A 25,476-nucleotide genomic window follows, 5' to 3' on the forward strand; every position below is an offset into this window, starting at 1 on the left:
CCATCCCCCGCAAACTCTCCGACCTCGGCGTCACCAAAGCCGCCATCCCCGAACTGGTCCAAGGCGCTATCATCGACCCCTCATGCGGAGGGAATCCGATCGAATTGACCGAAGAAAACCTGACAACGCTCTTCAACGCAGCACACTGACAGGCTTGCCGAACCCATCCCTCACCTCTCATACTGGTCGGAGGTGAGGGAGATTTTCATGACGAAAGAGATTGTTCTGATCCACGGTGCTTTTGCCGGACCGTGGTGTATGGAGGATTATGCGGGCTTCTTTCGTGCACGTGGCTGGACGGTGCATGCGCCCGCGCTACGCTATCATGGTGGCGACCCCAAGGCAGATCCCGATCCCGGCCTCACCGACACAAGCGTCCTAGATTACGCCAATGACATTGCAGACTTCGTGCAGGGGTTGGAGAGCAAACCTGTTCTACTGGGCCATGCCATTGCGGGGGTAGTGGCGCAGAAGGTGGCGTCTCGGGGGGTGGCCAGCGCAATTGTCCTGATCAACCCAAACGCGGCTTGGGGCACATTGCCGGAAACCGACGACGAACGCGCTGTGCCGCGCGCGTTGATGGAGGGTGGGGCGTTCTGGAAACAGCCCATGCGGGTCGATTTCGACCTGATGGCCCCCTTTGCGCTCAACAAGATGCCCGAGGCGCAGCAGCATGAGGTGTATGACCAACTCGGCCCCGAAAGCGGGCGGGTGATGTTCGAGATGTTCTTCTGGATGTTCGATGACCACCACGCGATGAAGGTGGACATCGACAAGGTCGATTGCCCGGTGCTGATCGTTTCAGGCACCGAGGATCGAGCCGTGAACCCCAACACCTGCCGTGCGCTGGCGAAACTCTACGGAGATCGCGCGACCTTTCTGCCCGTCGAGAACCACGCGCATTTTCTGTTCATGGAACCGGGCTGGGAACGGCCAGCCGAACAGATTGCAGACTGGCTGGATCAGAAGCTGGGGTAGGATGGGGTTTCACCCCATCGCTCCCGCGCCGATTTGATGGGTTGGAAACCCATCCTACGTCAGTTGTTGGTTTGAAACGTGCTCTGCGGTTTCCAGGTCAGAGAGCCATCGTCATTGCGATGACACCGCAGCAAGCGTTCCTCGCGCGTGCTGATGGTTGAGGTTACGGTGTTGTCACCGGTCAGCAGGATGAAGGCGTCTGGCGAATAGGCCATGCCGTCATAGTAGCAAAACCGCGTCTCGGCCCCGTCTGGAATGGGCGATGCAGTGCTGAGCATCTGCTGCGCGGGGGCCGCCGAGGCCAGCAGGGTCAGGGCCAGCCCGAGGGTAAGTGTTTTCATGTCGTCCTCCCGTTCGGAAAATTGTTCGTGGTTAAATTGGGTCTTGGACGCTCGGAACCTCAGGGGTCGTTCTTGGATGACGGGTTGGGGGTAAGTGTGAACGAGATCAACGGGTTAGGCAAGGGTGTTGCGGTGTGCCGGGCTGAATCCCGGCCTGCGGGGTGGGATCACCTTGCAATCTAACAGTTGCTTGATGCAAAGCATCAAGCACACGCCCGACCCTCCCCATGGGCGGGTGCGAGGGTTTCAGTCATGTCTCTGATTGCAGGTAAAAGCACTTTGCTAAGGCCACATTTTTACTGGTTAGGGGTTAGCGTGCTCTCTAACTCGACCTCAATTTTCTGTGGCTAAAAGACAGTTGCTCAACAATTTTGAATCCCCTAAAGGACGCTCTGGCTTTTTTTATTTCAACGCCGTCATAGCCCTTCAAGGCGCTTTCAAACTGATCGAAATCTAGAAGTGAATTGGCACCGAAAATAATTTCACGCAGCCTTAACTCTTGCCCAAATGGATGGAAAAATAGGTTCGCCCCACGCGCCTTTAGATCCTTTTCTTTGGGCGTCAGTTCGACGTATGCCCTCCATTCATTCTCGTATTCCCAATGCTCGCTTTTTGTAAATCGAGCATGATCAACGAACTTCTCTAGAGTGTCAAAGTTCAGTAAGGCGTCGGGATTAAATGGAATGAAGTCGCCTACGTAATTCATAGGAACAACGTCGCCTGTGACATCAAACCCAAAGCAAACCCCCTTATGATTCCGAGCGTAATGGCCCCACATAGTTGGGAGGCACCACTCGCTGCTAAACGAGATGAATCCTCGTTCTTGCGAGAATTGATCGATAGTCTTGCCCCATGCTATTCGTGCTTTTCGATTGTCGCCAAAGTCGAATGGCTTCATCTCGAAGATATCATTCACTTCATTGGGGAAGGAAAGCTTTAGGCGACGCCTTACAACATTATCAAGGGCATGTTCTGGGCCCGTGAAATTGTAAAGACGTTTGGGTTCACTCAAACATCCAACTCCTCCACAAACCGCGCGTTCTCTTGAATATACTGGAACCGCAGTTCGGGTTTTTTGCCCATCAGGCGCTCGACCAGGTCGCCGGTCTCGCCGGGTTCGTCCTCGTCGATGGTGACGCGGATCAGCTTGCGCGAGGCCGGGTCCATTGTGGTCTCTTTCAGGTCCTTGGCGTCCATTTCGCCCAGACCTTTGAAGCGTGAGACGTCGATCTTGCCTTTGCCGCCCAGACCTTTTTCAAGCCATTCGTCGCGCTCGGCCTCGTCCAGACAATAGACGCGCTTGGCGCCTTGGGTCAGGCGGTAGAGGGGCGGGCAGGCCAGATAGAGGTGGCCCGCGTCGATCATCGGGCGCATCTGCGTGAAGAAGAACGTCATCAGCAGCGAGGCGATATGCGCCCCGTCCACATCCGCGTCGGTCATGATGATAATCTTGTCATAACGCAGGTCGTCGACATTGAACTTGGTGCCAAGCCCCACACCCAGCGCTTGGGTCAGGTCGTTGATTTCGGCATTGGTACCCAGCTTGGAACTGGCCGCGCCCAGCACGTTCAGAATCTTGCCGCGCAGGGGCAGCAGGGCCTGTGTTTTGCGGTCACGGCCCATCTTGGCGGAGCCACCGGCCGAGTCGCCCTCGACGATGAATAATTCCGTGCCGTCCCGTGTTGAACTACTACAGTCCACCAACTTGCCGGGGAGACGAAGTTTCTTAGTGGCGGACTTGCGTTGTGTTTCCTTCTCGGCCCGTCGGCGCAGGCGTTCTTCGGCCCTCAGGATGAGGAAGTCGAGGATCGCCCCGGCGGATTTCGTATCAGCCGCCAGCCAGTTATCGAAATGGTCGCGGACCGAGTTTTCGACCAGCCGCTGCGCCTCGACTGTGGCGAGGCGGTCTTTGGTTTGGCCGACGAATTCCGGTTCCGAGATAAAGCAGGACACCAGCGCGCAGCCGCCGGTGATCAGGTCGTCACGGGTGATCTGACCTGCTTTCTTGTTATTGATCAGCTCGCCATAGGCCTTGATCCCCTTGAGGACCGCAGCCCAGAAACCGGCGACATGTGTGCCGCCTTCGGGGGTGGGGACAGTGTTACAGTAGGACTGGATGAACCCGTCGCGTGAAGGCGTCCAGTTGATCGCCCATTCGACTTTGCCGGGGGTGCCGAACTTCTCGTTAAAGTCCACGGTGCCAGCAAAGGGCTGCTCGGCATAGGTCGACGAGCCGTTCATCGTCTCCTTCAGATAGTCCGACAGGCCGCCGGGGAAGTGAAAGGTGGCCTCGGTCGGGGTTTCGCCGTCGTCGATGGCAGATTTCCAGCGGATTTCGACGCCCGAGAACAGATAGGCCTTGGAGCGGATGGATTTGAATAGGCGCGCGGGTTTGAATTTGTGGTGGCCGAAGATGTCCGCGTCGGCGTGGAACGTGACGGTTGTACCGCGCCGGTTGGGCGCTGCGCCTACTTTTTCCACCGGACCTAGAGGGATACCGCGCGAGAAGCGTTGTTCGAATAGCTGTTTGTCGCGTGCCACCTGCACGACCATCGAATCCGACAGGGCATTCACCACCGATGCACCCACACCGTGCAGACCGCCCGAAGTCTGATACGCCTTGCCCGAGAATTTACCGCCTGCGTGCAGGGTACAGAGGATCACTTCAAGTGCCGACTTGTCGGGGAACTTGGGATGCGGGTCGATCGGAATGCCGCGCCCGTTGTCACGAACGGTCAGGGCGTAATCTGCGTGCAGCTCGACCTCGATCCGGTTGGCATGGCCCGCGACCGCTTCGTCCATCGAGTTGTCGAGGATTTCGGCCACCATGTGGTGCAATGCACGCTCATCGGTGCCGCCAATATACATGCCGGGGCGTTTGCGGACCGGTTCCAGACCTTCCAGCACCTCGATGGACGAGGCGTCATAGGTGGAGGTCGCTTCTGGCGTCAACAGATCGTCGGGCATGGGTGCTGCTCTTGTTTTTGAGTTTCCCCCATTATGGCAGGTGATGTGGTCCGGGGGAAGAGGGACGCGAGGTGTTGTATCCGGTTTGTCGGGGTCACCGGAACCGGAGCGAATTTCAGCGCTGTATTGCAGCGCGTTTACAATGACAGACTACAATGACAGCCAGAGAGTTTTGTCTTTAAAGCCACCTCGAACAAGAGAACTTTTCTCAAGCACATCCGAATATTCGTCATCCCAATCACGGAACCGGTCATTTGTGACGATAGCAGCGCCGAGATCCCGCGCTACCTGAAGGACTAGCGGGTCGGCAGGAGTACCCTTCGGCGCAACCATCACGTGGCTGCATGGCAACCCAAGCAAAGCCGCAAGGGAACTGTCGTTCATATAGCGATCTGAGATTTTGTATCCTACATTGGCATCAAAGACGACGCCCGGTGTCCGCCCCTTTGTCTTCAACTCGTCGACAACCTCGCGCACTGTGGCGATATTAGGAACACCGCCTTTCCAGTGCAAAACATTTGATCCATCGACGACAGCCCAGTTTTTTGAAGTTTTGAGCCGGCGTAGCCTTTTTCCGAACAGCAGCAGCAAACTTGCCAATGCGCACGGTCCTGTCAGCAATAACCAATCTGAGAACGCTGGATTGAACATAGCTATAGCAGAGCCAAAACAAGACAGGGCAAAAATACAGATGAGAGGGCACACAGTTGAAAAGTCTTTGGTCAGAAAGTTGTTTCAATAGGGACGTAGCAGACAGTAGGGGTGGCTGCCCAGCATATATCAGTGATGCAAAACAGATTGATATTAAACCGCGAGCTTTCCAAGGTCTCGTCATGTTTCGAAATCCCGTTTAGGCTTTGTTCCGGAAGCAGAAATTAGGGAGCAGAAGAATTGAGCTGGATCAGAACCATTCCATTCGAAGAGGCGACGGGAAAGCTGAGGAGGCTTTATGACCGGGTCACCGGGCCGGACAACAATGTGGACAATATCATGATGGCGCACAGTCTGCGGCCGCATTCGATGGAAGGCCATATGGCGATGTATAAGGCCGTACTGCATCACTCGGGCAACAAGATACCGAAGTGGTTTCTTGAGGTGTTGGGCGTGTGGGTCAGCTCTCTGAACAAGTGTGGATATTGCGTAGAACATCACTTTTCCGGATTGCAGCGGTTGCTGCATGATGAGGTGCGCGGCAATGCGATCCGTGCGGCGATTGAGGCGCGTGATCCGGCCTCGGCCCCGCTGGACGCGGCACAGGTCGAAGCGATGAGATATGCGCGCAAGCTGACCGAGGCACCCGGCGATCTGACTGAGGCGTATGTGATCGCTCTGCGAGAGGCGGGGTGGGAAGATGGCGAGATTCTTGAGATCAATCAGGTGTGTTCGTATTTCTCCTATGCGAACAGAACCGTTTTGGGGTTGGGGTGTTCGACTGACGGAGACGTTTTGGGCTTGTCGCCGAACAACTCGGACAATCCTGATGATTGGGGACATCGGTAAGTGCGGGGCTGGCCGCTCCCCTATGTATTTAGGGGTCATGTAAAGAACGGGCATAGGCCTGTTCTTTGACGCCCCGATAAAACCTATGTCAATTTGACACCAATCAAAGCGCGCCATGTGACAATCGGCTAAGCATCTCCTCGACAGTGAAACCGAGGAGAACATGTATGGATGCGGCACCCCAGATCAAACAAAAATCATCGCAGATCAAAGCTGTAACTGACCTGAAGGCGGATGCCTCGGCACCAACATCCGAGAAAATCCGGCAAGCTTTCGAGAGCGGCAAGTACCCCTATGGCCGCAAAATGGCACGCAAGGATTACGAGGCGCAAAAGGCCGAGCTGCAGGCAGAGTTGCTGAAGGTTCAATTGTGGGCGCAGGAGACCGGGCAGCGGTTTGTGCTGTTGTTCGAGGGCCGCGACGCCGCCGGCAAGGGTGGGACCATCAAGCGGTTCATGGAGCATCTGAACCCGCGTCAGGCGCGTGTGGTCGCATTGAACAAGCCGACGGATGAGGAGAAGGGGCAGTGGTATTACCAGCGTTATGTGCAGCAGCTGCCCACCGTGGGCGAGATGGTGTTTTATGATCGGTCCTGGTACAACCGTGCGGGCGTCGAGCGGGTGATGGGCTTCTGCTCACCCAATGAGTATCTGGAATTCATGCGGCAGACGCCCGAGTTGGAGCGGATGCTGGTGCGCTCGGGCATTCAGCTTTACAAGTACTGGTTCTCGGTCACGCAGGAAGAACAGCAGCGGCGCTTTGGGAGTCGTGAAACTGATCCGTTGAAGCAATGGAAACTGTCACCGATTGACAAGGCTAGCCTGAGCAAATGGGATGATTATACCGAGGCGAAAGAGGCGATGTTCTTCTACACCGACACCGCTGATGCGCCCTGGACGATTGTCAAATCCAACGACAAGAAACGCGCGCGTCTGAACTGCATGCGGCATTTCCTGTCGACGCTGGACTACCCGGACAAAGACCTCAGGATCGTTGGTGAGCCTGATCCGTTGATAGTTGGGCAGGCGCATCACGTAATTCATAACTCGGACCATATTCTGGGGACAGCGCTGCATCCTGACGCGAAGATCGGCTGAAAATCGATAAACTGTAAAGCCGTTGCACCAAAGGTGATGGCTTGCGTCGCTTTGTTCTCGTTAGTCTCATTATGAAATAAGTTTGTTCCGCTCTTGTCTCGGGCAGCGCGCAAGCCTAAGGCTGGCGGAATGAACAAGGTGATGACATATCCCGGCCATTTGCGCGCAATCGCGGTGCTGGGCCTGCCATTGATTGGCGGGCATCTGGCACAGTATGCGATTGGTTTGACCGATACAGTCATGCTGGGCTGGTACGGGGTCGAGGCGTTGGCTGCCGTGACGCTGGCCAACAGCTATTACTTCGTCCTGTTCCTGTTTGGTGCCGGGTTTGGGTGGGCCGTAATGCCAATGGTGGCGACCGCTGCCGCCGAGGAGAATGAGACCAGCATTCGCCGCTCCACTCGCATGGGTCTGTGGCTATCACTGATCTATGCGACGGTGATGATGCCCCTTTTGTGGTGGTCCCATCCGATCCTGATTGCTTTGAAGCAAGAGCCGCAAGTTGCTGAAACTGCGTCAGTATACCTGCGGGTCGCGGGGTGGGGCTTGTTCCCGGCGCTGTTGGTGATGGTCCTGAAGTCCTATTTGGCCGCACTTGAGCGGACGCAGATTGTGCTGTGGATCACGATTGTTGCAGCTGTGGTCAATGGCGTGACCAACTATGCGCTGATCTTCGGAAACTGGGGCGCGCCCGAACTTGGGGTGATTGGTGCGGCTATCGCGTCAGTGGTGACGCAGATCGTATCATTGGTGGCGGTCGTGATCTATGCGGTGCGTGCGTTGCCGGAACACAGCTTGTTTCAGCGGTTTTGGCGCCCGGATTGGGAGATGTTCATGAGCGTGCTGCGTTTGGGCGTTCCCATCGGTCTGACGACACTGGCGGAGGTGTCGTTGTTCGCGATCTCTGCTGTCATGATGGGCTGGTTGGGTCCAGTGCCGCTGGCAGCTCACGGGATTGCGTTAAACCTCGCCTCGGCGACGTTCATGGTTCATTTGGGCCTGTCTAATGTGGCAACTATTCGGGCGGGCAACGCGTTGGGTCGACGGGATCGGGCGCATCTTGAGAAAGGCGCGATTACGGTGACCGGGATGTCGTTGATCGTGTCGGTCTTGACGATTGTTCTATTCCTGACATGCGCTGAGCCCCTGATCTCGCTGTTTATGGAGGCCGATGATCCGCAGCGGCCACAGATCCTGCTAATCGGCACTGGCCTGCTGGCGATGGCTGCTTTGTTCCAGCTGGTCGATGGGGCGCAGGTCATCGCACTAGGCCTGTTGCGAGGTTTGCAGGATGCAAAAATACCGATGGTGATGGCCGCACTCAGCTATTGGGTGATCGGTATCCCCGCTTCGTACTATTTCGGCTTTGTTCAAGGTATGGAGGGGATCGGAGTCTGGCTTGGCCTCGTGATTGGCCTCGCTTGTGCTGCCGTATTGTTGATGGCGCGCTTCTGGCTAAGGTCGGTGCGCGATGTAGGAGAAGTTCCCGCCTAGGGGATCATTCTTTGCTCATCCGGTCGGATTTCTTTCGAACAAGTACCGACCGCAAGTCGTGCATTGCCATTAGCAATGGGTCGGTCACGTCCTCTAATTGCGCATCCGTTGCTTTAGACTGGGCCCATTGCGTGGTCAGATTCAGGTAGTCAACCGCACGGTGTATATCATCCATATCGCGGCGGGATAGCAGGGCTTTGCGCTCTTCCATCCAGCGCGCGATTTCATCGTTGTCGGCGTCGCTTAGTACACGCTGGCCCTGCGGTTTGACCTCGCCATTGCGGATGTTGATGACCGCGATCTGTTCCATCTCGATCCGGCGATGGCGGTTTTCCGTGTCGATCCTGAACACCGCTGCCCCATTTTCGCGCACGCGGAAATAGTATTCAGGCAGGGCTGTGGACATAACAAACTCCGGAATCAGGTGAGCGCGGCGCAAAAACGTTGGATGCGTGTGCAGGCTTCAGTCAGGGCTTCATCAGAGGTCGCATAGCTGACGCGGAAATTGGGCGACAGACCAAAAGCTGCGCCAAACACCACCGCCACGTCGGCCTCTTCCAGCAGGGCGATTGCGAAGGTTTCGTCCGAATCTATCACGGTGCCCGCGGGTGTGGTTTTCCCGATCAAGCCTGCGATTGATGGATAGACGTAGAACGCGCCTTCGGGTGTCGGGCACGAGATACCGTCGATTTGGCTGAGCATGTCGACGACCAGATCGCGACGGCGTTTGAAGATCTCATTATTCGGCGCAAGGAATGCTTGAGTTCCATTCAGAGCCTCGACTGCTGCCCATTGGCTGACCGAACTGGGATTCGAAGTTGATTGAGATTGCACCTTGCGCATCGCGGCGATCAACTCGACCGGGCCTGCCGCATAGCCAATACGCCAACCGGTCATGGCATAGGCTTTGGAGACGCCATTGCAGGTCAGCGTCCGATCATAAAGTCTCGGTTCCACCTGTGCGGGCGTGCAGAACTCGAACCCGTCATAGGCCAGGTGCTCATACATATCATCGGTCATCACCCAAACATGCGGATGCCGCATCAGGACATCTGTCAGTTCTTTCAGTTCAGCCCGGCTATAGCCCGCTCCGGTGGGATTCGAGGGTGAGTTGAAGATGAACCATTTCGTTTTAGGTGTGATTGCGGCTTCCAGTTGATCCGCTGTCAGTTTGAAATTGGTCTGCAGCGAAGTTTCGACGATCACTGGTGTGCCACCGGCCAGTAACACCATGTCCGGGTAGCTGACCCAATAGGGCGCGGGGATGAGGACCTCATCGCCCTCGTTCAGCGTAGCCATCAGCGCGTTGTAAAGCGTCTGCTTACCCCCGGTCCCGACCGAGACCTGAGCGGGCGTATAGTCCAATCCGTGGTCACGCTTCATCTTGGCGCAAACCGCCTGTTTTAGCTCGGGGATGCCGTCCGGAGCAGTGTATTTGGTCTTGCCCGCAGCGATGGCGGCCACGGCGGCGTCCTTGATGTTCTGCGGCGTGTCGAAATCGGGCTCGCCTGCGCTCAGCCCGATCACATCGCGCCCGGCGGCCTTCAGCTCGGCTGCTTTGGACGTCATCGCGATGGTGGGCGAGGGTTTTACGCGTGACAGTGTCGCAGACAGGAAACTCATGGTCGGCCTCGGTTTGTATGTTCAGCCCGACTGTCATAGGGTGCGCCGAAATAACGATCAAGCCAATTGAGTTTTACCCTTTGGAGACCCCGATGAACGACGAAACAGACTGGTTCGGACCGGACACCGCAACCTTCGGGGATCGCGTTGCTGGCGCACGCGAAGCCGCAGGCATGACGCAGACCCAATTGGCCCGCAGGCTTGGTGTCAAAAAAGCCACGATCACCTCGTGGGAAGATGATTTGTCGGAACCCCGCGCGAACAAGCTGTCGATGATGGCGGGGCTACTGAATGTCTCGATCATGTGGCTTCTGACGGGCGAGGGCGACGGCATGGACGAAACAAGCCTGCATGGCGATACGGACTCGGAATTGCGCGATCTTGTTGCAGAGCTACGCACGATCCGAGGTGAGATGCGAGCCAACTCCGAGCGTCTGGCTCGCGTCGAAAAAGCGCTGCGTCTGAAATTGGAACGCAATCAATGACCGAGCCGCGCGAGACCCGGATCAAGCGCATGAAAATGCGTTCGATGCGGCGGGGCATCAAAGAGATGGATTTGATCCTGACGGCATATGCCGATCGCAATCTGCCTTCGATGGACGAGGCGGGATTGGACACATACGATGCCTTGCTGCATGAAAATGATCAGGACCTTTATCAATGGGTCACTGGTCAGGCCAGCCCGCCGGAACCGCTGGCCGAATTGATCGCGGATATCGCGCAAACCTTTCAAAAATAAGCAATCATCAGGCTTAACCGATTTTTCGGGAATTCGCGTCATGTTTTCAGAAACAGCGCGATGAATCGGAGGATTGAATGAGTATGGAGTTACAGGTCACCGCGCCCGGGACCAAGGGGTTCATGACGAGCTATCTTGAGGCGTTGGCGCTGGTCGAGCGTCTGCATCGCTTGCTTCTGGACGTTATCAAGGATGAATTCGAGCGTGTCGGCGTACTTGAGATCAACGCGGTGCAGGCTCTGCTGTTGTTCAACATAGGCGACCATGAAGTAACCGCCGGAGAGTTGAAGAGCCGTGGTTACTATCAAGGCAGCAATGTCAGCTACAATCTTAAGAAACTGGTCGAGATGGGCTATATGCACCATCAACGATGCGAGATTGACCGCCGCTCGGTACGGGTACGCCTGACGCCGCGTGGGCGTGAGATTCGCGATATCGTGTCAGACCTGTTCGCCCGCCATGCAGAAGGGCTGCAAAACCGCGGCGTGATCGGGACCGATGGGATTGAAGAGATCACCGGTTCACTGCGTCGGGTCGAACGATATTGGACCGATCAGATTCGGTATATCTACTGATAGCTTTGATGGCTGAGTTTGGGAGAGCGACAGACCTTCAAGCTCACGGATCAGTTTACGTGTCATCGCATCTTCATAGGCTTCGAAGCCAAGGGCGACTTCGACGAAAGCATCGGGGCCTCGGATGACCCACGCGTGGTAATAAGCAGATAGCTCCCCAATTTCTACCTGGCGGGTGTCTCCTGGATTGGGGTCGTCGATACCGATTACAAGGGCATTGATTGTAATATCAGTGTTTTGCAGAGTGGCTTTTATGTCCCGCGGGTGATGTCCGAGATTGTGCTTACCATCACCGGACAGATCCAGTGTTCGCCGCCAGCAATCGCTTTGGCTCTCCAACATCTCAGCACCGTACAACATGGCCGACCCGACCGCCGTTCCCTGCGGCGCTGATGAGCGTGTTGTGCTTTCTAAATGTTGCTGAATTCGACGCAGATCAGCAGTCGAGCGAACATCTGTCCAACCAAGCAAGAGGCGTTGGTGGCCAGGTTCGCTCCATTCGTAGATAGCGATCCGTACAAAGGTGGACGGGTTTGAAAGGATCAGTTGAACCACCTCGGGATGGCGCAACGCCGCCGCAAGGCCACTAAGTTGCAACCTGTACTCACGACTGTCGACCGAACCAGAGACATCCATTCCCAACGCCAAGGCCTGTCGACATTGCGCTGAAAGCGGGTTGGCCAGCAGGCAAAGAAGTGTCACACACAGGCGGATCATTTCGCATTATCCGGTTGCAACGCACTAAGTTCCAATCCTTTCAATTCCCGTTCCAGTTTGCGACGCATGGCACGCTCAAAATCTTCGAACCCAGCGGCGATCTCAAGAAAAGCTCCGGGTCCGTGTAGAACATTTTTCTGAAAGAACGGGATCAAGTCGATTTCTCCTTCGAAATCAGCTGCATTGATCACCAGACCATTCACGGTCGTGTTTTCGAACGGAAAGTGTTTGTAAGCGATCTGTGGCCCGTAGCCATCGTTGTTCTTGCCATCGCCCGAGATATCGATGGTTTGGAACAGACAATTCGGGGCGCTCTCCAGCAAGGTCGCCCCAAAAGCCAGTGCGTGACCCATCGCAGTTGGAAACTCGTCTTCCGATCGCTTCGATGTCCCGATCCGATGCGCGGCGGAGATCAAATTGGCCCGAGTATCGATTATCGTCCAATCCAAAAGCAATGTCTGGTTGAAACTGCCGGACCATTCATAGACGGCTAATGCAACCGGTTGAGGTGAAAGGAAGAAAGCCTCCTGCACCTCGGGCGCAATCAATGCGTTGGCCAGCCCCTGTCGTTGCAGCGCATCCTCGGTCGCGTCCACCGAGGTCGAGATGTCCATGGCCAGCGCCAGCGCCAGGCGGCAGGTCTCGGCCCAAAGGGGGCTGCCCGTGACAGCCAGCCCCAGCGCTCCCAGCCAGCGGATCACCAGTGGCCGGTGCTTTCCATGCTAGACCAAGGCTCTGCCGGGGCTAACGCTTCACCATTTTGCAGCAACTCGATCGAGACATTGTCGGGCGAGCGAACGAACGCCATACGCCCGTCGCGTGGCGGGCGGTTGATCACGACGCCATTGTCCTGAAGATGCTGGCAGGTCTCGTAAATGTTGTCGACGCCATAGGCGAGGTGCCCGAAATGGCGGCTGTCGCTTGGCAGTGCGTCGTCGCCATCCCAGTTGTATGTAAGTTCAATGGGCGCGTCCTCTTGTCCCGGTGGGGCGAGGAATACCAGTGTGAACCGCGCAGCCTCGCTTTCATAACGACGCGTTTCCTTCAGGCCCAATAGTTCATAAAACGCTATGGATTTCTCAAGATCCTTCACGCGGACCATGGTGTGGAGATATGTCAGCCCCATCGCGACTTTCCTTGCATTGGTTGTGATGCCAAGCACCTTAGCGCGCCTTCATCCCATGTCGAGGGGCTGGCCGGACACAATTCCGATTTAGCGCAATGCGCCGCACATATCGCGGTTCCGATGGCAAGCTTGCCGATATATAGTGGTCGGCGACTCATTGCTGGAAAGGATAATTTCATGCCTCTGTCTGCCGACCAACTGGCCGAGATCGAAGCTCAGCGCGCACAGTCGAGCCCGACCCGCCGCGTCGTTGCCGAAGGTATGGAAGATCATCTGTACACGGCGCATCAGGTTCTGGATCACGGATTTGTCCGCGTTATCGACTATATGGGCAACGATGCTGCGATCTGTCAGGCCGCGCGTGTTTCCTACGGCAAAGGCACCAAGTCGGTGCAAAATGATGAAGGTCTGATCCGCTATCTGATGCGCCACTGGCATTCGACCCCGTTTGAAATGTGCGAGATCAAGTTGCACGTCAAACTGCCCGTATTCGTAGCCCGCCAGTGGATCCGCCACCGCACGGCGAATGTGAACGAATATTCGGCGCGGTATTCGATCCTGGATCGAGAGTTCTATATCCCGGCACCCGAACATGTCGCCGCGCAATCCGAGGTTAACAATCAGGGCCGTGGAGACACATTGCAAGGCGAAGAGGCCGCGCGCGTGTTGGAGATACTGAAAGCGGACAGTGCGCGCTGCTATGACAACTACGAGGCGATGATCGGTCAGGACGGCCAGCAAGGGCTTGCGCGTGAACTGGCGCGGATGAACCTTCCAGCCAACATTTATACGCAATGGTATTGGAAGGTGGACTTGCACAACTTGTTCCACTTCTTGCGTCTGCGTGCCGACCCGCACGCGCAGTACGAAATCCGCGTTTACGCAGATACCATGTGCAAGATTGTCGCCGACTGGGTACCGTTTGCCTACCGCGCGTTTGAGGACTACCGCCTTGGCGCAGTCAACCTCTCGGCGCAGATGGTGACCTGCTTGCGTCGGATGCTCAGCGGTGAAGATGTCACTCAGGAAAACTCAGGCATGACCGCACGGGAATGGCGTGAGTTTGAGGCTGTTATCCGAGAGGGTTGATTCAACAGAAAACCGAGCACGTCCCAAGGTGGGCGCGTTCACTAGGGTTTGCGGTTAACGGCCTGAAATTGGCCGTCAACCTTCTTTTATCTTTCCCGCCGGGGCGGGCTGTGCCTTACAGCGGCTTCAAATCAGCAGCCATTTGGCGGCCGTCACGTCCGTCCTGCAACTCGTACGAGACTTTCTGATTGTCAGCGAGTCCGGTCAGACCGGATCGTTCTACGGCCGAGATATGAACAAACACATCTTTGCCCCCTTCGTCGGGCGCAATAAAACCATAGCCTTTGGTTGTATTAAACCATTTCACGGTGCCGGTTGGCATTTCCCGTGTCTCCTTCTACTTACAAGTTGTCCCACAAATTGGTGGGGGCCTTGGCTGGCAAAACCGCCACACGTCACTGTTCGCCCTCACGATACAGCCCGGGTCGCGTGTTTCGCCTTTTTCAACATTACACGGTGAAGTAAAAAATCAAGAATAACTGGGGCAGCCTGATGGGTTTGTCTAAATTTGCAGCGATTACAGGATTAGTTAGATAATGCAGCTATATGGGTTAAAAACTTGCGATACGTGCCGTAAGGCATTGAAACTGCTTCCAGATGCGGTTTTCGTTGATGTCCGCGCACAAGGGGTTCCCGAAAATGTGCTGTCCGAGGCGTACGAGACTTTCGGCAAAGCCTTGCTCAATACGCGATCAACAACCTGGCGGGGATTGGATGATGACACACGCAATCGACCGGTGCTCGCGCTGTTGGCTGATCATCCGACCCTGATGAAACGCCCACTGATAGTATCCAATGGTCAGATGTATCTGGGCTGGACGCCTGAAACCCGTCAGGCCCTTGGTGTTGCCTGAAGAACTGCTTATGTGACACGGGCAACAAGCGGAGACCTGTGAATGCGAAACGCTGCCATGATTTTAGGCGTCATTGCCGGGCTGATCGGGATGATCGTCGGTTTTTTTGGCTACGGCTTTGTGGAACTGATCGACCAGTTTGGTGAGATCGAAGGCATTGCCGAGCAGGTAGAGAACCCCGAGTTGATCCAGACGGCTTCGATCGTGGCGCCTTTGTTGGCAATCGTTGGCGGGGCGATGGCCCATTCTCGAGCGCTGATTGCGGGTTTATTGCTGCTGATTTCTGCGGCTGGGATGTACTATGCCTTTGGCTTCGGCGTTTTCACCATGTTCCCGATTGCCTTTGCAGGCGTAGCAGGGTTGCTTGGGCTCGCCGCAAGAAAACCGGACGAGCCCAAGGCACATTTCTAGGTCACTTCAGGCGTAGTAACCGATCCAGAGACAGCGGACCCGCGCCGTTGATCACAATCACCAGCAGCAGGAATGTCCACATCACGCGCTGATCCATCAACGTAATTGCGTTGTCGAACAAGCCGCCCAGTTTGACGCCATGTCCGGTGACATCGGTCAGTGTTTGAACCCAGACAAATCCGATCATGCCAAGCGCGGCAAGGCGCGTCAGCAGGCCGACCAGCAAAAGCACAGGCAGGACAAATTCGGCCACTGTGCCAAAGAAGATGACGACCCGCTGGAAAAAGGTCATCTGAGTCACATCATACAGCACCGCCTCTGCAGCTTTGGGAAAGATCTGACCGAAGGCTCCGGCCGATGGCGAAAAGATTGAGCCGTCGATTTTCAGCGTGGCCGAGTTCCAGTAGTAGACGAACAACACGGCGATAAAGACCACCCGAGCCAGGGTTGGTGTCAGCCAACCGGACGCGTGATCCGCTTTTTCCATCGCATTATTGTAAGTTGAGATCAGGGCAGTCATGTGTCCAGCCTTTCGATAGTCACAGAAGTTATTGCACCGCCCTGCAAAAGCAGTGCCAGAGTGGTTCCAAGATCAAATTCGGGTGTTTCGGCCATGGTGGATTCAAATGCCTCACCGATGGATTTGCCATCTTGAATCAGCGCGATCCATGCCGCACCACCGGGTGGCAATGGGTGTGGGGCAGGGTCGTATTCGGGACGCATGATCAAAGTATCCTGAGCGCCCGCCTCAGGTTTCGGCGCGCCTTCTTCGGTGTTATATAGCCAGATCGCATGTACGGGCCAGCTTGAACGCAACACCTGCACCGACGGCGCGAGGGTCAGTTTGGCTTGCATCAAATCTTCCGGTGGCAAGCTGAGCGCTTCGGCATCTATGGGTTGTCGATCAGCGGCGTGGTAAGCCCTACGCAGCGCCAGTTCCAGACGGGCAACATCCGGCAGGTAGCCCAGATGCGACAACTGCTCCATTCCTTCCAGAAATTTTGGGAATTCCTCGCCATAAAACATCATCAGGGGTGAGGACGGCGGGTGCTGGCGCAAGAATATTCCAGCCAGCCCGTCCATATTCTGGGGTCCCAGCAGTTTTGTGATCACCGGGAAGGCCTGATGCATCGCCTCGGTCAGCGAGACGGCGACGTTGTTGCGATAGACGCTGAAGCGACGACCGGCCGGCTGCGCCTCGGCGTCCAGCAACCCATCGGGAATGGGCTTGTTGGCATCTAGCAGTGCTATGTGGAATGTCGTTTGCGACACGCTCATGCGGGCACGCGATCCAGCGCTTTTTGCGCGCGCTCGGCTTCGGCCCGTAACACCGGCCAGTCTGGCACATCGGTGTCCCATTCAATCAACAGGGGTTTGGGGCCGGATTTGTCCAGAACGTAGTCCAGCAGGGACCAGACCGGATCAACGACCTCGCGCCCGTGGCTGTCGATCAGCAAAGGATGCCCATGATCGTCTTCGTCTTCGTCATGACCGCCCAGGTGAATCTCACCTACTTGGTCCAACGGGTAGGCATCAACATAGCCCTGCGGTGAGAAATCCAGATTGGTGGCTGAAACAAAGACGTTGTTCACGTCCAGCAGCAACACACATCCGGTGCGCCGGGTGATTTCTCGCAAGAAATCAGGTTCGGACCATGTGCTTTCCTCGAAAGCCAAATAGCTTGAGGGGTTCTCTAACAGCATTTGCCGCCCGACCACCTCTTGCACCTGATCAATATGGTCGCAAACACGGTCCAGAGTGGCATCAGTATAGGGCAGAGGAAGTAGATCGTTCAGGAAGTGGCTGTCATGGGTTGACCATGCCAAATGCTCCGAAAAGCTGGCCGGGTTCAACCAGCCGACAAGATGCTTCAGGCGGTCCAGGTGATCTGGGTCAAGTGGCGTTTCGCCGCCGATCGACAGCCCGACACCATGCACTGAAATCGGGAATTGTTCGGACAGGTGACGCAGTTGTGCCAGAGGTCTGCCACCATCGCCCATATAGTTTTCGGCATGAATCTCTAGCCACGCCACAGGCTTGGCCTGTTCAAGAATCTGCGAGAAATGCTGTGGTTTGTAACCAACGCCCGGTGCTGCAGGCAGCCGGTTCGAACTGAGCGCATTGTCCAACATTTGCAAATCCCCTGATCACGTGGAAAGGGCGGGCGATCCTGCCCGCCCTTTCTGGTTCATTCGGAAAAGCCTTATGCAGGCAGGTCACGCTCCAGCGGCTCAAGCGAGCCTTTGCGATCTGCACCGTCTGCTGTTTTAGGCAGCTCGATGTCGGCGCAGGTGCCTGCGTCAACCAGGGTCCATGCGTTGCCCTGATAGTCGACGGTCGAAGTGCCCGCGCAAGTTGTGCCGGGGCCGGCTGCACAGTCGTTCTGACCTGCCAGAGAAACGCCATAGCACTTTTCTTTGGCCTGGGCTGTTGCGGTTGTGGCCGCGCCGGAAACGGCTGCAGCAACTGCGCTTGCGATAACCAGTGTTTTTGCAGTGTTCGACATCTTGGTAATCCTTGTTAATGACTGCGTATGTCTGCTTGTGACAACGACAAGGTAATGGTTCAGGGGCAGCAGTTGAATTCACGAGCCCGTGTCTCACAACCCCGTCAAAGGTCGTCATGCACCCTTGAACGTTAACAAATTGTTTTTGAATTGAAAAATGATATTTGTTTCAATCCGGCCCAAAACACCGGGCCGGATTTCTAGCGGTTTGCTGCCGAATGTTACAGCAGATCGGGGGGCGTTGCAGCCACGCTCAACTCATTTGTTACAGCCTCAAGCGATTGGACCTGCGTCTGTTTTTCGCCAAGGCGACGGACACTGACCGTGCGATCTTCGACTTCACGGTGACCGACGGCCAGAATGATCGGCACTTTGCCAACCGAATGTTCGCGGACTTTATAGTTGATCTTCTCGTTGCGAATATCCGCCTCGGCGCGGATGCCTGCTGCGCGAAGGGTGCTGACCACTTCGGCCACATACTCATCGGCCTCGGAGGTGATCGAGGCCACAACGACCTGGCGCGGGGCCAGCCAGAACGGCAGCTTGCCCGCGTGTTCTTCGATCAGAATGCCGATGAAACGTTCAAACGAGCCCAAGGTCGCGCGGTGCAACATAACTGGGCGGTGTTTGCCACCATCAGCGCCGATATACGTGGCGTCCAGTCGCTCGGGCAGAACAAAGTCCACCTGATGCGTGCCGCATTGCCAATCCCGCCCGATCGCATCGGTCAGAACAAACTCGAGTTTCGGGCCGTAGAATGCCCCTTCACCCGGGTTGAGTTCCGGCTCGATCCCAGCCGCGCGGGTTGCGCTGAGCAGGGCGGCTTCAGCCTTGTCCCAAACTTCGTCCGATCCTGAGCGTTTTTCCGGCCGGTCCGAGAATTTGACCGAGAAGTTCTCAAACCCGAGGTCTCTGTAGATACCGGACAGGAACCGAATGAATTCAGCGGTCTCGGATTCGATCTGGTCTTCGGTGCAGAAGATATGGCCATCATCCTGGGTAAAGCCGCGTACGCGCATGATGCCGTGCAGCGCGCCTGAAGGTTCGTACCGGTTACACGATCCGAACTCGGCCATGCGCAGAGGAAGGTCGCGGTAGGATTTGAGACCCTGATTGAAAATCTGCACGTGGCAGGGGCAGTTCATCGGTTTCAGGGCGTTGACCGCCTTTTCCCGTGCATGTTCCTCGTCCACTTCGACGATGAACATGTTCTCTTGGTATTTGTCCCAATGACCCGAGGCTACCCACAGCTTGCGGTCGACGACCTGAGGGGTGTTGACCTCAACGTAGCCACCTTTGCGCTGTTGCCGACGCATGTAATCTTGCAGAAGAGTGTAGATGGTCCAGCCATTAGGGTGCCAGAAAATCTGCCCTGGGGCCTCTTCCTGCATGTGGAACAAATCCATCTCGCGACCCAGCTTGCGGTGGTCGCGCTTGGCGGCTTCTTCCAACATGTGCAGATGAGCCTTAAGCTTTTCCTTGCCGGTGAAGGCCACGCCGTAGATGCGCTGTAGCATTGCGCGGTCGCTGTCGCCGCGCCAATAAGCCCCGGCGATTGACATCAGCTTGAACGCGTCGCCCGGCAGTTGACCGGTGTGCTGCAAGTGCGGGCCACGGCAGAGATCCTGCCAGTGTCCGTGCCAATACATGCGCAGTGGTTCATCACCCGGGATGGATTCGATCAGCTCAACTTTATAGGGCTCATTATTGGCCTTGTAGAACTCGATCGCGCGATCGCGATCCCAGACCTCGGTGGTCACCGGGTCACGCTTGTTGATGATCTCTTTCATCTTTTTCTCGATGAGGCCGAGATCTTCGGGCGTAAACGGTTCCTCACGGTCAAAGTCATAGTACCAGCCGTTTTCGATGACGGGGCCAATGGTGACCTTGGTTGCGGGCCAAATCTCTTGCACGGCGCGGGCCATGACATGCGCCAGATCGTGTCGGATCAGCTCATTGGCTTGCGCCTCGTCCTTCATGGTGTGAATAGCGATTTGCGCGTCGGCTTCGATGGGCCATTGCAGGTCCCAATGCTGTCCATTCACCGTGGCAGAAATGGCTTTTTTCGCCAGCGAGGTCGAGATGTCGGCGGCGACCTGTGCGGGCGTAACGCCTGCTTCATAGGATCGGGAATTGCCATCGGGAAAGGTAAGGGAGACTGACTGTGAGTCCAGGGCCATATCGGCTCTCCTCGTCGGTTTGGCGCCCACTGAACGCCCGGTTGCGGGTTATGTATGCTCGGCTCATGTGGCAGGTGGGGACACAGGTGTCAAGGGCAGGAGCGAGGGGCCAGCCCCTCGCACTCCCCGAGGTATTTTTAGCCAGATGAAGAAGGATCGGGCAATTGCAGAGAGGTGCGTGACATGCATGATGGAAGGACAAGCAAAGAGGGTAGCATGGCAGAGGCAGAATTTCTGGAAACCGCTCAGGGACGACGTCTGGCGTATCACAAGAGTAATGGGCGCGGGCCGACCATCGTTTTTCTGGGTGGCTTGAAATCAGATATGGAGGGCACCAAGGCGGTGCATCTGGAAGCGTGGGCGCGCGCGCGCGGGCAGGGGTTCCTTCGGTTTGACTATTCGGGGCACGGTGAAAGCTCGGGCGCCTTTACTGACGGGTGTATCGGGGACTGGCACGAGGATACGCTGGCTGCAGTTTCTCGGTTAGCTGATGGTCCGCTGGTTGTTGTGGGATCGTCGATGGGCGGGTGGCAAGCGCTGTTGCTGGCGCGTGTCATGCCCGAGCGGATCGCAGGTATGGTGACAATTGCGGCGGCCCCGGATTTTACCGAGGATGGGTATTGGGCGTCGTTTTCGAACGAGCAGAAATCTGAACTAGAGACGGTTGGACATGTGGAACTGCCATCGGACTACATGGAGCCCTACGTCATCACCAAGCGGATGATTGAGGATGGGCGGCAGCGGTTGGTTTTGCGCGCTTCGCTTGATCTGCCTTTCCCTGTGCGTCTCCTGCAGGGGACAGCAGATACGGCCGTCTCGACCGATACGGCAGTGCGCCTGCTGGATCATGCCACTGGTCCAGACATGCAACTGCTGCTGGTCAAAGATGCGGATCACAGGTTCTCGGATGAGCGATGCCTCGGGCTGATTGAGCAGGCTCTGCGAGAAGTCCTGGAAGGCACCTGATGCGTCGCCTGGGCTGGGTTTTGGGGCGGGTGCTGGTGGGTTTGACGCTGGTTGGTGTGTTGATCTACGCCTTTGGCCCGCGCGAGCAAGTGGACCTGCATCCGCGTTTCGATCCGCGCAAATTTGGCGAGGGCGTTCAGGTTTACTTTGAAAGTATCGAATCCGCCTATGATGACATCGTGCCAGGTGTTGAAAAGCGCGTGGTCTGGCAGGATGGTTTTGTTGAACAGCGGACAGCTTATGCGGTGCTCTACATTCATGGGTTTTCCGCCACGTCCGAGGAGATCAGGCCAGTACCTGATCGCGTTGCGGACGCGTTGGGTGCCAACCTTGTCTACACAAGGCTTCAAGGGCATGGCCGCGATGGGGACGCAATGGCCGAAGGTACAGCGTCGGGCTGGATGCAGGATACAGCCGAGGCGTTGGCTGCCGCCAGGGCTGTTGGTGAGCAAGTCATTGTGATCGCAACATCAACGGGGGCGACATTGGCCGCCGCGGCTGCGATGGATACGGAACTGAGCACTGATGTGGCTGCGTTGGTTTTGGTGTCGCCGAACTTTGGCGTAAACTCGGCTGGTTCCTGGGTGCCATCCTTGCCGTGGGCCCGGCATTGGCTGCCGCCTTTGATGGGACAGGACCGGGATGTCTCAAGCACTGATCCCGAGAAGAACATCTTTTGGACAACTGTTTATCCGTGGGAGGCGGTCGTGCCGATGTTTGCCCTTGTAGATGCGGTCAATGCGCTGGACTTCTCGGGCGCGCGGGTTCCGGCGCTGTTCTGGTTTTCTGATGATGATCAGGTGGTGCGTCCGGATAAAATGCATGAGGTGGCCAAGACCTGGGGTGGTCAGGCGATGGTTTCATTGGTGACAATGGGGCCCGGGGATGATCCGGCCTCACACGTGGTCGCGGGGCGTCTGATGTCACCGGGTCAGACCGACGCGGCGGTCGCGGGCATATTGGAGTGGCTGTCAGAGCAGGGGATTCAGAGGCAAAGCGGGGGCTGAATATGCGTAGACCGGGCAGTATGTGGAGCCTTGAGACGTTGGGTCGCGTGCGACTATCCCGGCATTTTTTCATGCGTGATTTTCTATATTCCGAGATCGGGAACTTTCACGCATTGCAAAATATTCCCGACAACCCTGATCTTGCGATCGAGACCGGGCGCGCGTTTTGCGAGACCCTGCTGGATCCGCTGGAAGAAACCTTTGGTCGTATCGCGGTGCGCTCGGGCTATCGCTCGCGATCTCTGAACCGGTTCGGGAACGAGAACAGGTTGAACTGTGCCCGCAATGACAACCCGTTGGAGTGCCACATTTGGGATTGGGGCGAAGGTGACGCACGTGTAGCAGGGGCGTCGGTGGTAATTCCGTGGTTTGCAGACCGCTATGCGCAGGGGCGCGATTGGCGCGATCTGGCGTGGTGGATGCATGACCATCTGGATTATTCCGAGATTTGGTTTTTTCCCAAATTAAGCGCGTTCAATCTGGTTTGGCGGCCCAAGCCTGTACGGCGGATCGACAGCTATATCGCCCCGCGCGGCTGCTTGTTGCGGGCCGGGGCTGAGCCAGATGAACCGCTGGGCCAAAGGCAGGAACGCTATGCGGATTTCCCACCGTTTCGGGCGATCAGCTATCCGTGAAGTTTTGCTTGCCCGCTGTTGGCAAACCTCTCATCCTGTAACAAAACAATAACAACGAGCGGAGGGCACCGAGGTGATCGAGCCGTTGGTTTTGCTACCCGGATTGATGTGCGATGCACGGTTGTTTCAGGCGCAGATCACCGCGCTGTCGCGTGAACGTGCAGTTATGGTCGCACCGATCACCGGCGGTGAACGGTTCGAAGAAATCGCGTCGGGCTTGCTGGATCAACTGCCGCACCGGTTTGCTTTGTGCGGGTTTGGTCTGGGTGGTGGCGTCGCGCTTGAGATCGTGCGGCGCGCACCTGAGAGGGTGACACGACTGGCCTTGCTGGCGACGGATGCGCAGGCCGACACACCTCATATCGCGGCGAGTCGCGAAGACCTGATCGTTGGCGCGCAGGCGGGGAGGTTGGACGAAGTGATGCGCAAGCTGATCGGCTCGGACATGTTGTCTCCCGGTCCGCAACGCATCCCGATTTTGAACGAAGTGTTGCAGATGGCCGAGGAATTGGGCTCGGATGTGTTTGTGCGTCAGATAAGAACCATGCAACGCCGTCCGGACCAACAAGGCACGCTGCGCCGGATCAGGATGCCCACGCTGATCATCTGCGGTGCCCATGATGCGGAGAATCCGGTCCGCAAGAATACCTTCATGGCTGATCTCATTCCGGATGCAGAGTTGCGCGTGATTGATGAGGCCGGGCACTATCCGACACTGGAAGCACCCGAATCCGTGATTGCGATGCTGCAGGATTGGCTCCGGAAACCACTGCGGCTGACCTAGTCGTAGAAAACCGCGCGCTGGTTCTTGGTCAGAACAGTTGGTTGCACCACCGGCCGACCGGTTTCAGAGTCAAAGAATGGCGTTTTCTTCCAGCTCCCGGACAGACGCGATTTTAGTACGCGTTTAAGCAGACCCACAGCGGCATAGCGGATTTTCTCATGAGACTGCTTGCCGTCAGCCCTTGGCACAAATCCACGCGTAGTAATGGGACCCAAACTGCTGGGGTGGGGAATACGTTTGACGATAAAACCCGCGAACGGAAATTTTGGAGTTGTCGGCGTCGTGGCCAGCGGCGCGTTGCAGCATCTGGCATACCACCGCAACATGCCCTTGGGGCTAAGTTGCATAGCTGCCAAGTGCTCGACCCCTGCATCGATCTTGATGTCTTCCGGTGACATCTGAAACACCTCGACTGGGTCGGGCGCAGGGTCGGGCTGTTCAAAATAAAGCTGAGCCGCGCGGCAGTCATGGCAAAAACACACGACATGAGTGCCGGATACGACGCCGTGTTCAGTAATGCGCCCCGAAAGGGCACCGCAATTGCAACGGAAAGGAAGGTCTCCTGCCGCTGCGCGGCTCATGCAACTTTGTTGCTATTGGCGGCTCGTTGACGGGGATTGCGGCTGTTTTCATTCATGAAATCAATCACTAGCGGACGGATGTTGTCGCGCCAGCTGCGGCCCGCAAAAATGCCATAGTGACCCGCGCCGGGTTCAACATGGCTGGCCTTTTTGCTGTCGGGCAGACCCGTGCATAAATCCAGCGCCGCAATGCATTGCCCGGGGGCTGAGATATCGTCATTCGTGCCTTCGACCGATTTCACAGCCACATCAGTGATCTTGCCGATATCTACCTTGTGGCCGGCTACAACGAACTCGTTGCGCGCGATCTCACGGTTTTTGAAGACACGTTCAACGGTCGAAAGATAGAACTCGGCAGTCATGTCCATCACCGCCAGATATTCGTCATAGAACCGGTTATGGGCATCGTGGTCGGATGCCTCGTCACGAATAACGCGCTGGATCTGATCCGAGAACGCCTTGCTGTGACGTTCGGCATTCATTGACATGAACGAAGCCAGTTGTAGCAAGCCCGGATACACCATCCGGCCTACGCCCTTGTATTTAAAGCCAACCCGCTGGATCATCGTTTCTTCCAACTGACCCATCGTAACACGGCGACCAAAATCCGTAACTTCGGTCGGAGTTGCGTCGGGGTCGACGGGACCGCCGATCAGCGTCAGGGTACTTGGCTGCGCCTTCGGCTCGACCTCGGCCAGATAGGCGGTTGCGGCCAGAGTCAGCGGTGCGGGCTGACAAACCGCAATAACATGCGTATCGGGGCCGAGCTCTTTCATAAAATCGACAAGGTAGAGCGTGTAATCCTCGACATCGAACTTGCCTTCGGACACGGGAATGTCGCGCGCGTTATGCCAATCGGTGATGTAGACCTCACAATTGACAAGCAGGCTTTTGACGGTCGAGCGGAGCAGGGTCGCGTAATGCCCCGACATCGGCGCAACCAGCAGCACCTTGCGCGGCTGTTCTTTGCGTCCATTAACGCGGAAATGGATCAGGTCGCCGAAAGGACGCTCAAGCACGGTTGTGATATCGACCAGATGGTCCTTGCCGTCTTCGCAGGTAAAGGTGCGGATGCCCCAATCAGGCTTGACGACCATACGCTGGAATGTGCGCTCGGTTACTTCGCCCCATGCAGCCATCCAGTTGAAGGCCGGGTTGGGTGTCATCGAGAACAGGGGGTAGGATGCCATCGCGCTTGCGGTTGCACCAAGCCATTGGTTGGTGTTACGCATGGTTTCCATCAGGTCATAGGTCATCATGTAGCGCATCGAATGTGCCTCCTGAGTATCAGCCTGAGAATTCGGAC

Annotated in this window: 32 protein-coding genes and 1 pseudogene; 16 read left to right on the forward strand and 17 right to left on the reverse strand. The window is 56.5% G+C overall.

Annotation, left to right across the window (positions count from 1 at the left end; translation table 11 throughout):
- Together ACR0I1_RS00005 and ACR0I1_RS00010 are read left to right on the forward strand one after the other, a co-directional pair.
- Positions 1-149 (forward strand): annotated as a pseudogene (locus ACR0I1_RS00005) (iron-containing alcohol dehydrogenase); the annotation flags it as partial.
- Positions 150-207: 58 nt separating this feature from the next.
- Positions 208-978: an alpha/beta hydrolase gene (locus tag ACR0I1_RS00010; protein ID WP_480704419.1), complete on the forward strand. Its 771-nt coding sequence runs from the start codon at positions 208-210 to the stop codon at positions 976-978.
- A 59-nt stretch (positions 979-1,037) separates the two neighbouring features.
- Here ACR0I1_RS00010 and ACR0I1_RS00015 read toward each other — a convergent pair whose 3' ends face one another.
- Positions 1,038-1,319, reverse strand: coding sequence for a hypothetical protein (locus tag ACR0I1_RS00015; RefSeq protein WP_480704421.1), 282 nt, complete (start codon positions 1,317-1,319; stop codon positions 1,038-1,040).
- 27 nt (positions 1,320-1,346) lie between these two features.
- On the opposite strand from ACR0I1_RS00015, the gene ACR0I1_RS00020 reads away from it, so the two are divergent.
- The gene (locus ACR0I1_RS00020; RefSeq protein ID WP_480704423.1) at positions 1,347-1,502 is read left to right on the forward strand and encodes a hypothetical protein; all 156 of its coding nucleotides are present in this window, start codon (positions 1,347-1,349) and stop codon (positions 1,500-1,502) included.
- 139 nt (positions 1,503-1,641) lie between these two features.
- On the opposite strand, the gene ACR0I1_RS00025 is transcribed toward ACR0I1_RS00020, so the two are convergent.
- The 3 genes from ACR0I1_RS00025 to ACR0I1_RS00035 form a co-directional block, all read right to left on the reverse strand.
- Positions 1,642-2,331 carry a DUF2971 domain-containing protein gene (locus tag ACR0I1_RS00025; protein ID WP_480704424.1) on the reverse strand — a complete coding sequence of 230 codons (690 nt, stop codon included), beginning with the start codon at positions 2,329-2,331 and terminating at the stop codon, positions 1,642-1,644.
- Positions 2,328-4,286 (reverse strand): DNA topoisomerase IV subunit B, encoded by a 1,959-nt coding sequence (gene parE / locus ACR0I1_RS00030; protein ID WP_170420984.1) that lies wholly within the window; start codon positions 4,284-4,286, stop codon positions 2,328-2,330. Before parE ends, ACR0I1_RS00025 begins: the two co-directional genes overlap by 4 nt.
- A gap of 150 nt (positions 4,287-4,436) precedes the next feature.
- Positions 4,437-4,937 carry an NYN domain-containing protein gene (locus ACR0I1_RS00035; protein WP_170420985.1) on the reverse strand — a complete coding sequence of 167 codons (501 nt, stop codon included), beginning with the start codon at positions 4,935-4,937 and terminating at the stop codon, positions 4,437-4,439.
- A gap of 240 nt (positions 4,938-5,177) precedes the next feature.
- On the opposite strand from ACR0I1_RS00035, the gene ACR0I1_RS00040 reads away from it, so the two are divergent.
- The 3 genes from ACR0I1_RS00040 to ACR0I1_RS00050 all read left to right on the forward strand — a co-directional run bounded on the left by ACR0I1_RS00040 (position 5,178) and on the right by ACR0I1_RS00050 (position 8,377).
- Positions 5,178-5,786: a carboxymuconolactone decarboxylase family protein gene (locus ACR0I1_RS00040; protein ID WP_480704427.1), complete on the forward strand. Its 609-nt coding sequence runs from the start codon at positions 5,178-5,180 to the stop codon at positions 5,784-5,786.
- A gap of 167 nt (positions 5,787-5,953) precedes the next feature.
- Positions 5,954-6,883 (forward strand): polyphosphate kinase 2, encoded by a 930-nt coding sequence (gene ppk2, locus ACR0I1_RS00045; protein WP_170404818.1) that lies wholly within the window; start codon positions 5,954-5,956, stop codon positions 6,881-6,883.
- Between the two features lie 129 nt (positions 6,884-7,012).
- On the forward strand, positions 7,013-8,377 hold the full coding sequence (locus tag ACR0I1_RS00050; protein ID WP_170404822.1) for an MATE family efflux transporter: 1,365 nt from the start codon (positions 7,013-7,015) through the stop codon (positions 8,375-8,377).
- A 4-nt stretch (positions 8,378-8,381) separates the two neighbouring features.
- Here the strand turns inward: ACR0I1_RS00050 and ACR0I1_RS00055 are convergent, their stop codons facing one another.
- Positions 8,382-8,783: a hypothetical protein gene (locus ACR0I1_RS00055; protein WP_170404825.1), complete on the reverse strand. Its 402-nt coding sequence runs from the start codon at positions 8,781-8,783 to the stop codon at positions 8,382-8,384.
- Positions 8,784-8,797: 14 nt separating this feature from the next.
- Complete coding sequence (locus tag ACR0I1_RS00060) at positions 8,798-10,000, reverse strand: pyridoxal phosphate-dependent aminotransferase (RefSeq protein WP_170420989.1); 1,203 nt, start codon at positions 9,998-10,000, stop codon at positions 8,798-8,800.
- Positions 10,001-10,092: 92 nt separating this feature from the next.
- On the opposite strand from ACR0I1_RS00060, the gene ACR0I1_RS00065 reads away from it, so the two are divergent.
- From ACR0I1_RS00065 to ACR0I1_RS00075, 3 genes are all read left to right on the forward strand, one after another.
- Positions 10,093-10,485 (forward strand): helix-turn-helix domain-containing protein, encoded by a 393-nt coding sequence (locus ACR0I1_RS00065; RefSeq protein ID WP_170393655.1) that lies wholly within the window; start codon positions 10,093-10,095, stop codon positions 10,483-10,485.
- Positions 10,482-10,739: a succinate dehydrogenase assembly factor 2 gene (locus ACR0I1_RS00070; protein ID WP_170563461.1), complete on the forward strand. Its 258-nt coding sequence runs from the start codon at positions 10,482-10,484 to the stop codon at positions 10,737-10,739. Before ACR0I1_RS00065 ends, ACR0I1_RS00070 begins: the two co-directional genes overlap by 4 nt.
- Positions 10,740-10,816: 77 nt before the next feature.
- A complete protein-coding gene (locus ACR0I1_RS00075) occupies positions 10,817-11,314 on the forward strand; it encodes a MarR family winged helix-turn-helix transcriptional regulator (RefSeq protein ID WP_170393651.1) in 498 nt (165 codons plus the stop codon).
- Here ACR0I1_RS00075 and ACR0I1_RS00080 read toward each other — a convergent pair.
- From ACR0I1_RS00080 to ACR0I1_RS00090, 3 genes are read right to left on the reverse strand one after another with little or no spacing between them, the layout of a single operon-like run.
- The gene (locus ACR0I1_RS00080; protein WP_480704430.1) at positions 11,261-12,031 is read right to left on the reverse strand and encodes a DUF1194 domain-containing protein; all 771 of its coding nucleotides are present in this window, start codon (positions 12,029-12,031) and stop codon (positions 11,261-11,263) included. The two genes, ACR0I1_RS00075 and ACR0I1_RS00080, sit on opposite strands and share 54 nt — an antisense overlap.
- Complete coding sequence (locus ACR0I1_RS00085; RefSeq protein ID WP_170510742.1) at positions 12,028-12,732, reverse strand: DUF1194 domain-containing protein; 705 nt, start codon at positions 12,730-12,732, stop codon at positions 12,028-12,030. The genes ACR0I1_RS00080 and ACR0I1_RS00085 overlap by 4 nt, the downstream gene beginning before the upstream one ends.
- Positions 12,729-13,157 carry a VOC family protein gene (locus ACR0I1_RS00090; protein WP_170393645.1) on the reverse strand — a complete coding sequence of 143 codons (429 nt, stop codon included), beginning with the start codon at positions 13,155-13,157 and terminating at the stop codon, positions 12,729-12,731. Before ACR0I1_RS00090 ends, ACR0I1_RS00085 begins: the two co-directional genes overlap by 4 nt.
- 177 nt (positions 13,158-13,334) lie before the next feature.
- On the opposite strand from ACR0I1_RS00090, the gene thyX reads away from it, so the two are divergent.
- Entirely contained in the window at positions 13,335-14,246 is a 912-nt protein-coding gene (gene thyX, locus ACR0I1_RS00095; RefSeq protein ID WP_480704432.1) for an FAD-dependent thymidylate synthase, read from the forward strand.
- 115 nt (positions 14,247-14,361) lie between these two features.
- Here the strand turns inward: thyX and ACR0I1_RS00100 are convergent, their stop codons facing one another.
- On the reverse strand, positions 14,362-14,568 hold the full coding sequence (locus tag ACR0I1_RS00100) for a cold-shock protein (RefSeq protein ID WP_008758035.1): 207 nt from the start codon (positions 14,566-14,568) through the stop codon (positions 14,362-14,364).
- Positions 14,569-14,782: 214 nt separating this feature from the next.
- Here ACR0I1_RS00100 and ACR0I1_RS00105 point away from each other — a divergent pair, with 214 nt between their 5' ends.
- On the forward strand, positions 14,783-15,100 hold the full coding sequence (locus tag ACR0I1_RS00105; protein ID WP_170422413.1) for an arsenate reductase family protein: 318 nt from the start codon (positions 14,783-14,785) through the stop codon (positions 15,098-15,100).
- A 42-nt stretch (positions 15,101-15,142) separates the two neighbouring features.
- Positions 15,143-15,511: a hypothetical protein gene (locus ACR0I1_RS00110; RefSeq protein WP_480704434.1), complete on the forward strand. Its 369-nt coding sequence runs from the start codon at positions 15,143-15,145 to the stop codon at positions 15,509-15,511.
- Position 15,512: 1 nt separating this feature from the next.
- Here ACR0I1_RS00110 and ACR0I1_RS00115 read toward each other — a convergent pair whose 3' ends face one another.
- The 5 genes from ACR0I1_RS00115 to thrS all read right to left on the reverse strand — a co-directional run bounded on the left by ACR0I1_RS00115 (position 15,513) and on the right by thrS (position 20,197).
- Complete coding sequence (locus ACR0I1_RS00115) at positions 15,513-16,031, reverse strand: DoxX family membrane protein (protein ID WP_170626091.1); 519 nt, start codon at positions 16,029-16,031, stop codon at positions 15,513-15,515.
- Complete coding sequence (locus ACR0I1_RS00120) at positions 16,028-16,789, reverse strand: HvfC/BufC family peptide modification chaperone (RefSeq protein WP_480704436.1); 762 nt, start codon at positions 16,787-16,789, stop codon at positions 16,028-16,030. Before ACR0I1_RS00120 ends, ACR0I1_RS00115 begins: the two co-directional genes overlap by 4 nt.
- Positions 16,786-17,643: an MNIO family bufferin maturase gene (bufB, locus tag ACR0I1_RS00125; RefSeq protein ID WP_480704438.1), complete on the reverse strand. Its 858-nt coding sequence runs from the start codon at positions 17,641-17,643 to the stop codon at positions 16,786-16,788. The genes ACR0I1_RS00120 and bufB overlap by 4 nt, the downstream gene beginning before the upstream one ends.
- 71 nt (positions 17,644-17,714) lie before the next feature.
- Positions 17,715-18,017: a BufA1 family periplasmic bufferin-type metallophore gene (locus tag ACR0I1_RS00130; protein WP_010439128.1), complete on the reverse strand. Its 303-nt coding sequence runs from the start codon at positions 18,015-18,017 to the stop codon at positions 17,715-17,717.
- 221 nt (positions 18,018-18,238) lie between these two features.
- A complete protein-coding gene (gene thrS / locus ACR0I1_RS00135) occupies positions 18,239-20,197 on the reverse strand; it encodes a threonine--tRNA ligase (RefSeq protein ID WP_480704440.1) in 1,959 nt (652 codons plus the stop codon).
- A 216-nt stretch (positions 20,198-20,413) separates the two neighbouring features.
- On the opposite strand from thrS, the gene ACR0I1_RS00140 reads away from it, so the two are divergent.
- The 4 genes from ACR0I1_RS00140 to ACR0I1_RS00155 all read left to right on the forward strand — a co-directional run bounded on the left by ACR0I1_RS00140 (position 20,414) and on the right by ACR0I1_RS00155 (position 23,589).
- The gene (locus tag ACR0I1_RS00140; RefSeq protein ID WP_480704441.1) at positions 20,414-21,163 is read left to right on the forward strand and encodes an alpha/beta fold hydrolase; all 750 of its coding nucleotides are present in this window, start codon (positions 20,414-20,416) and stop codon (positions 21,161-21,163) included.
- Positions 21,163-22,170 carry an alpha/beta hydrolase gene (locus ACR0I1_RS00145; protein WP_480704443.1) on the forward strand — a complete coding sequence of 336 codons (1,008 nt, stop codon included), beginning with the start codon at positions 21,163-21,165 and terminating at the stop codon, positions 22,168-22,170. Before ACR0I1_RS00140 ends, ACR0I1_RS00145 begins: the two co-directional genes overlap by 1 nt.
- Before the next feature lie 20 nt (positions 22,171-22,190).
- Positions 22,191-22,805 (forward strand): hypothetical protein, encoded by a 615-nt coding sequence (locus ACR0I1_RS00150; protein ID WP_170510826.1) that lies wholly within the window; start codon positions 22,191-22,193, stop codon positions 22,803-22,805.
- A 73-nt stretch (positions 22,806-22,878) separates the two neighbouring features.
- Positions 22,879-23,589, forward strand: a complete 711-nt coding sequence (locus ACR0I1_RS00155) for an alpha/beta fold hydrolase (RefSeq protein ID WP_170510715.1) — start codon at positions 22,879-22,881, stop codon at positions 23,587-23,589.
- Here ACR0I1_RS00155 and ACR0I1_RS00160 read toward each other — a convergent pair.
- Positions 23,586-24,170: a DUF6151 family protein gene (locus tag ACR0I1_RS00160; RefSeq protein WP_170635515.1), complete on the reverse strand. Its 585-nt coding sequence runs from the start codon at positions 24,168-24,170 to the stop codon at positions 23,586-23,588. The two genes, ACR0I1_RS00155 and ACR0I1_RS00160, sit on opposite strands and share 4 nt — an antisense overlap.
- Positions 24,167-25,438, reverse strand: coding sequence for a polyhydroxyalkanoate depolymerase (gene phaZ / locus ACR0I1_RS00165; RefSeq protein WP_480704445.1), 1,272 nt, complete (start codon positions 25,436-25,438; stop codon positions 24,167-24,169). The genes ACR0I1_RS00160 and phaZ overlap by 4 nt, the downstream gene beginning before the upstream one ends.
- Positions 25,439-25,476 lie beyond the last annotated feature (38 nt).

Source organism: Ruegeria sp. B11, from assembly GCF_056539785.1.

What these genes read in the sequence shown, in the direction of transcription:
- ACR0I1_RS00010 (WP_480704419.1), top strand. Translation starts at nt 208, where the DNA reads ATGACGAAAGAGATTGTTCTGATCCACGGTGCTTTTGCCGGACCGTGG.
- ACR0I1_RS00015 (WP_480704421.1), bottom strand. Translation starts at nt 1,319, where the DNA reads ATGAAAACACTTACCCTCGGGCTGGCCCTGACCCTGCTGGCCTCGGCG.
- parE (WP_170420984.1), bottom strand. Translation starts at nt 4,286, where the DNA reads ATGCCCGACGATCTGTTGACGCCAGAAGCGACCTCCACCTATGACGCC.
- ACR0I1_RS00035 (WP_170420985.1), bottom strand. Translation starts at nt 4,937, where the DNA reads ATGTTCAATCCAGCGTTCTCAGATTGGTTATTGCTGACAGGACCGTGC.
- ppk2 (WP_170404818.1), top strand. Translation starts at nt 5,954, where the DNA reads ATGGATGCGGCACCCCAGATCAAACAAAAATCATCGCAGATCAAAGCT.
- ACR0I1_RS00050 (WP_170404822.1), top strand. Translation starts at nt 7,013, where the DNA reads ATGAACAAGGTGATGACATATCCCGGCCATTTGCGCGCAATCGCGGTG.
- ACR0I1_RS00055 (WP_170404825.1), bottom strand. Translation starts at nt 8,783, where the DNA reads ATGTCCACAGCCCTGCCTGAATACTATTTCCGCGTGCGCGAAAATGGG.
- ACR0I1_RS00060 (WP_170420989.1), bottom strand. Translation starts at nt 10,000, where the DNA reads ATGAGTTTCCTGTCTGCGACACTGTCACGCGTAAAACCCTCGCCCACC.
- ACR0I1_RS00065 (WP_170393655.1), top strand. Translation starts at nt 10,093, where the DNA reads ATGAACGACGAAACAGACTGGTTCGGACCGGACACCGCAACCTTCGGG.
- ACR0I1_RS00070 (WP_170563461.1), top strand. Translation starts at nt 10,482, where the DNA reads ATGACCGAGCCGCGCGAGACCCGGATCAAGCGCATGAAAATGCGTTCG.
- ACR0I1_RS00075 (WP_170393651.1), top strand. Translation starts at nt 10,817, where the DNA reads ATGAGTATGGAGTTACAGGTCACCGCGCCCGGGACCAAGGGGTTCATG.
- ACR0I1_RS00080 (WP_480704430.1), bottom strand. Translation starts at nt 12,031, where the DNA reads ATGATCCGCCTGTGTGTGACACTTCTTTGCCTGCTGGCCAACCCGCTT.
- ACR0I1_RS00090 (WP_170393645.1), bottom strand. Translation starts at nt 13,157, where the DNA reads ATGGGGCTGACATATCTCCACACCATGGTCCGCGTGAAGGATCTTGAG.
- thyX (WP_480704432.1), top strand. Translation starts at nt 13,335, where the DNA reads ATGCCTCTGTCTGCCGACCAACTGGCCGAGATCGAAGCTCAGCGCGCA.
- ACR0I1_RS00100 (WP_008758035.1), bottom strand. Translation starts at nt 14,568, where the DNA reads ATGCCAACCGGCACCGTGAAATGGTTTAATACAACCAAAGGCTATGGT.
- ACR0I1_RS00105 (WP_170422413.1), top strand. Translation starts at nt 14,783, where the DNA reads ATGCAGCTATATGGGTTAAAAACTTGCGATACGTGCCGTAAGGCATTG.
- ACR0I1_RS00110 (WP_480704434.1), top strand. Translation starts at nt 15,143, where the DNA reads ATGCGAAACGCTGCCATGATTTTAGGCGTCATTGCCGGGCTGATCGGG.
- ACR0I1_RS00115 (WP_170626091.1), bottom strand. Translation starts at nt 16,031, where the DNA reads ATGACTGCCCTGATCTCAACTTACAATAATGCGATGGAAAAAGCGGAT.
- ACR0I1_RS00120 (WP_480704436.1), bottom strand. Translation starts at nt 16,789, where the DNA reads ATGAGCGTGTCGCAAACGACATTCCACATAGCACTGCTAGATGCCAAC.
- bufB (WP_480704438.1), bottom strand. Translation starts at nt 17,643, where the DNA reads ATGTTGGACAATGCGCTCAGTTCGAACCGGCTGCCTGCAGCACCGGGC.
- ACR0I1_RS00130 (WP_010439128.1), bottom strand. Translation starts at nt 18,017, where the DNA reads ATGTCGAACACTGCAAAAACACTGGTTATCGCAAGCGCAGTTGCTGCA.
- thrS (WP_480704440.1), bottom strand. Translation starts at nt 20,197, where the DNA reads ATGGCCCTGGACTCACAGTCAGTCTCCCTTACCTTTCCCGATGGCAAT.
- ACR0I1_RS00140 (WP_480704441.1), top strand. Translation starts at nt 20,414, where the DNA reads ATGGCAGAGGCAGAATTTCTGGAAACCGCTCAGGGACGACGTCTGGCG.
- ACR0I1_RS00145 (WP_480704443.1), top strand. Translation starts at nt 21,163, where the DNA reads ATGCGTCGCCTGGGCTGGGTTTTGGGGCGGGTGCTGGTGGGTTTGACG.
- ACR0I1_RS00150 (WP_170510826.1), top strand. Translation starts at nt 22,191, where the DNA reads ATGTGGAGCCTTGAGACGTTGGGTCGCGTGCGACTATCCCGGCATTTT.
- ACR0I1_RS00160 (WP_170635515.1), bottom strand. Translation starts at nt 24,170, where the DNA reads ATGAGCCGCGCAGCGGCAGGAGACCTTCCTTTCCGTTGCAATTGCGGT.
- phaZ (WP_480704445.1), bottom strand. Translation starts at nt 25,438, where the DNA reads ATGCGCTACATGATGACCTATGACCTGATGGAAACCATGCGTAACACC.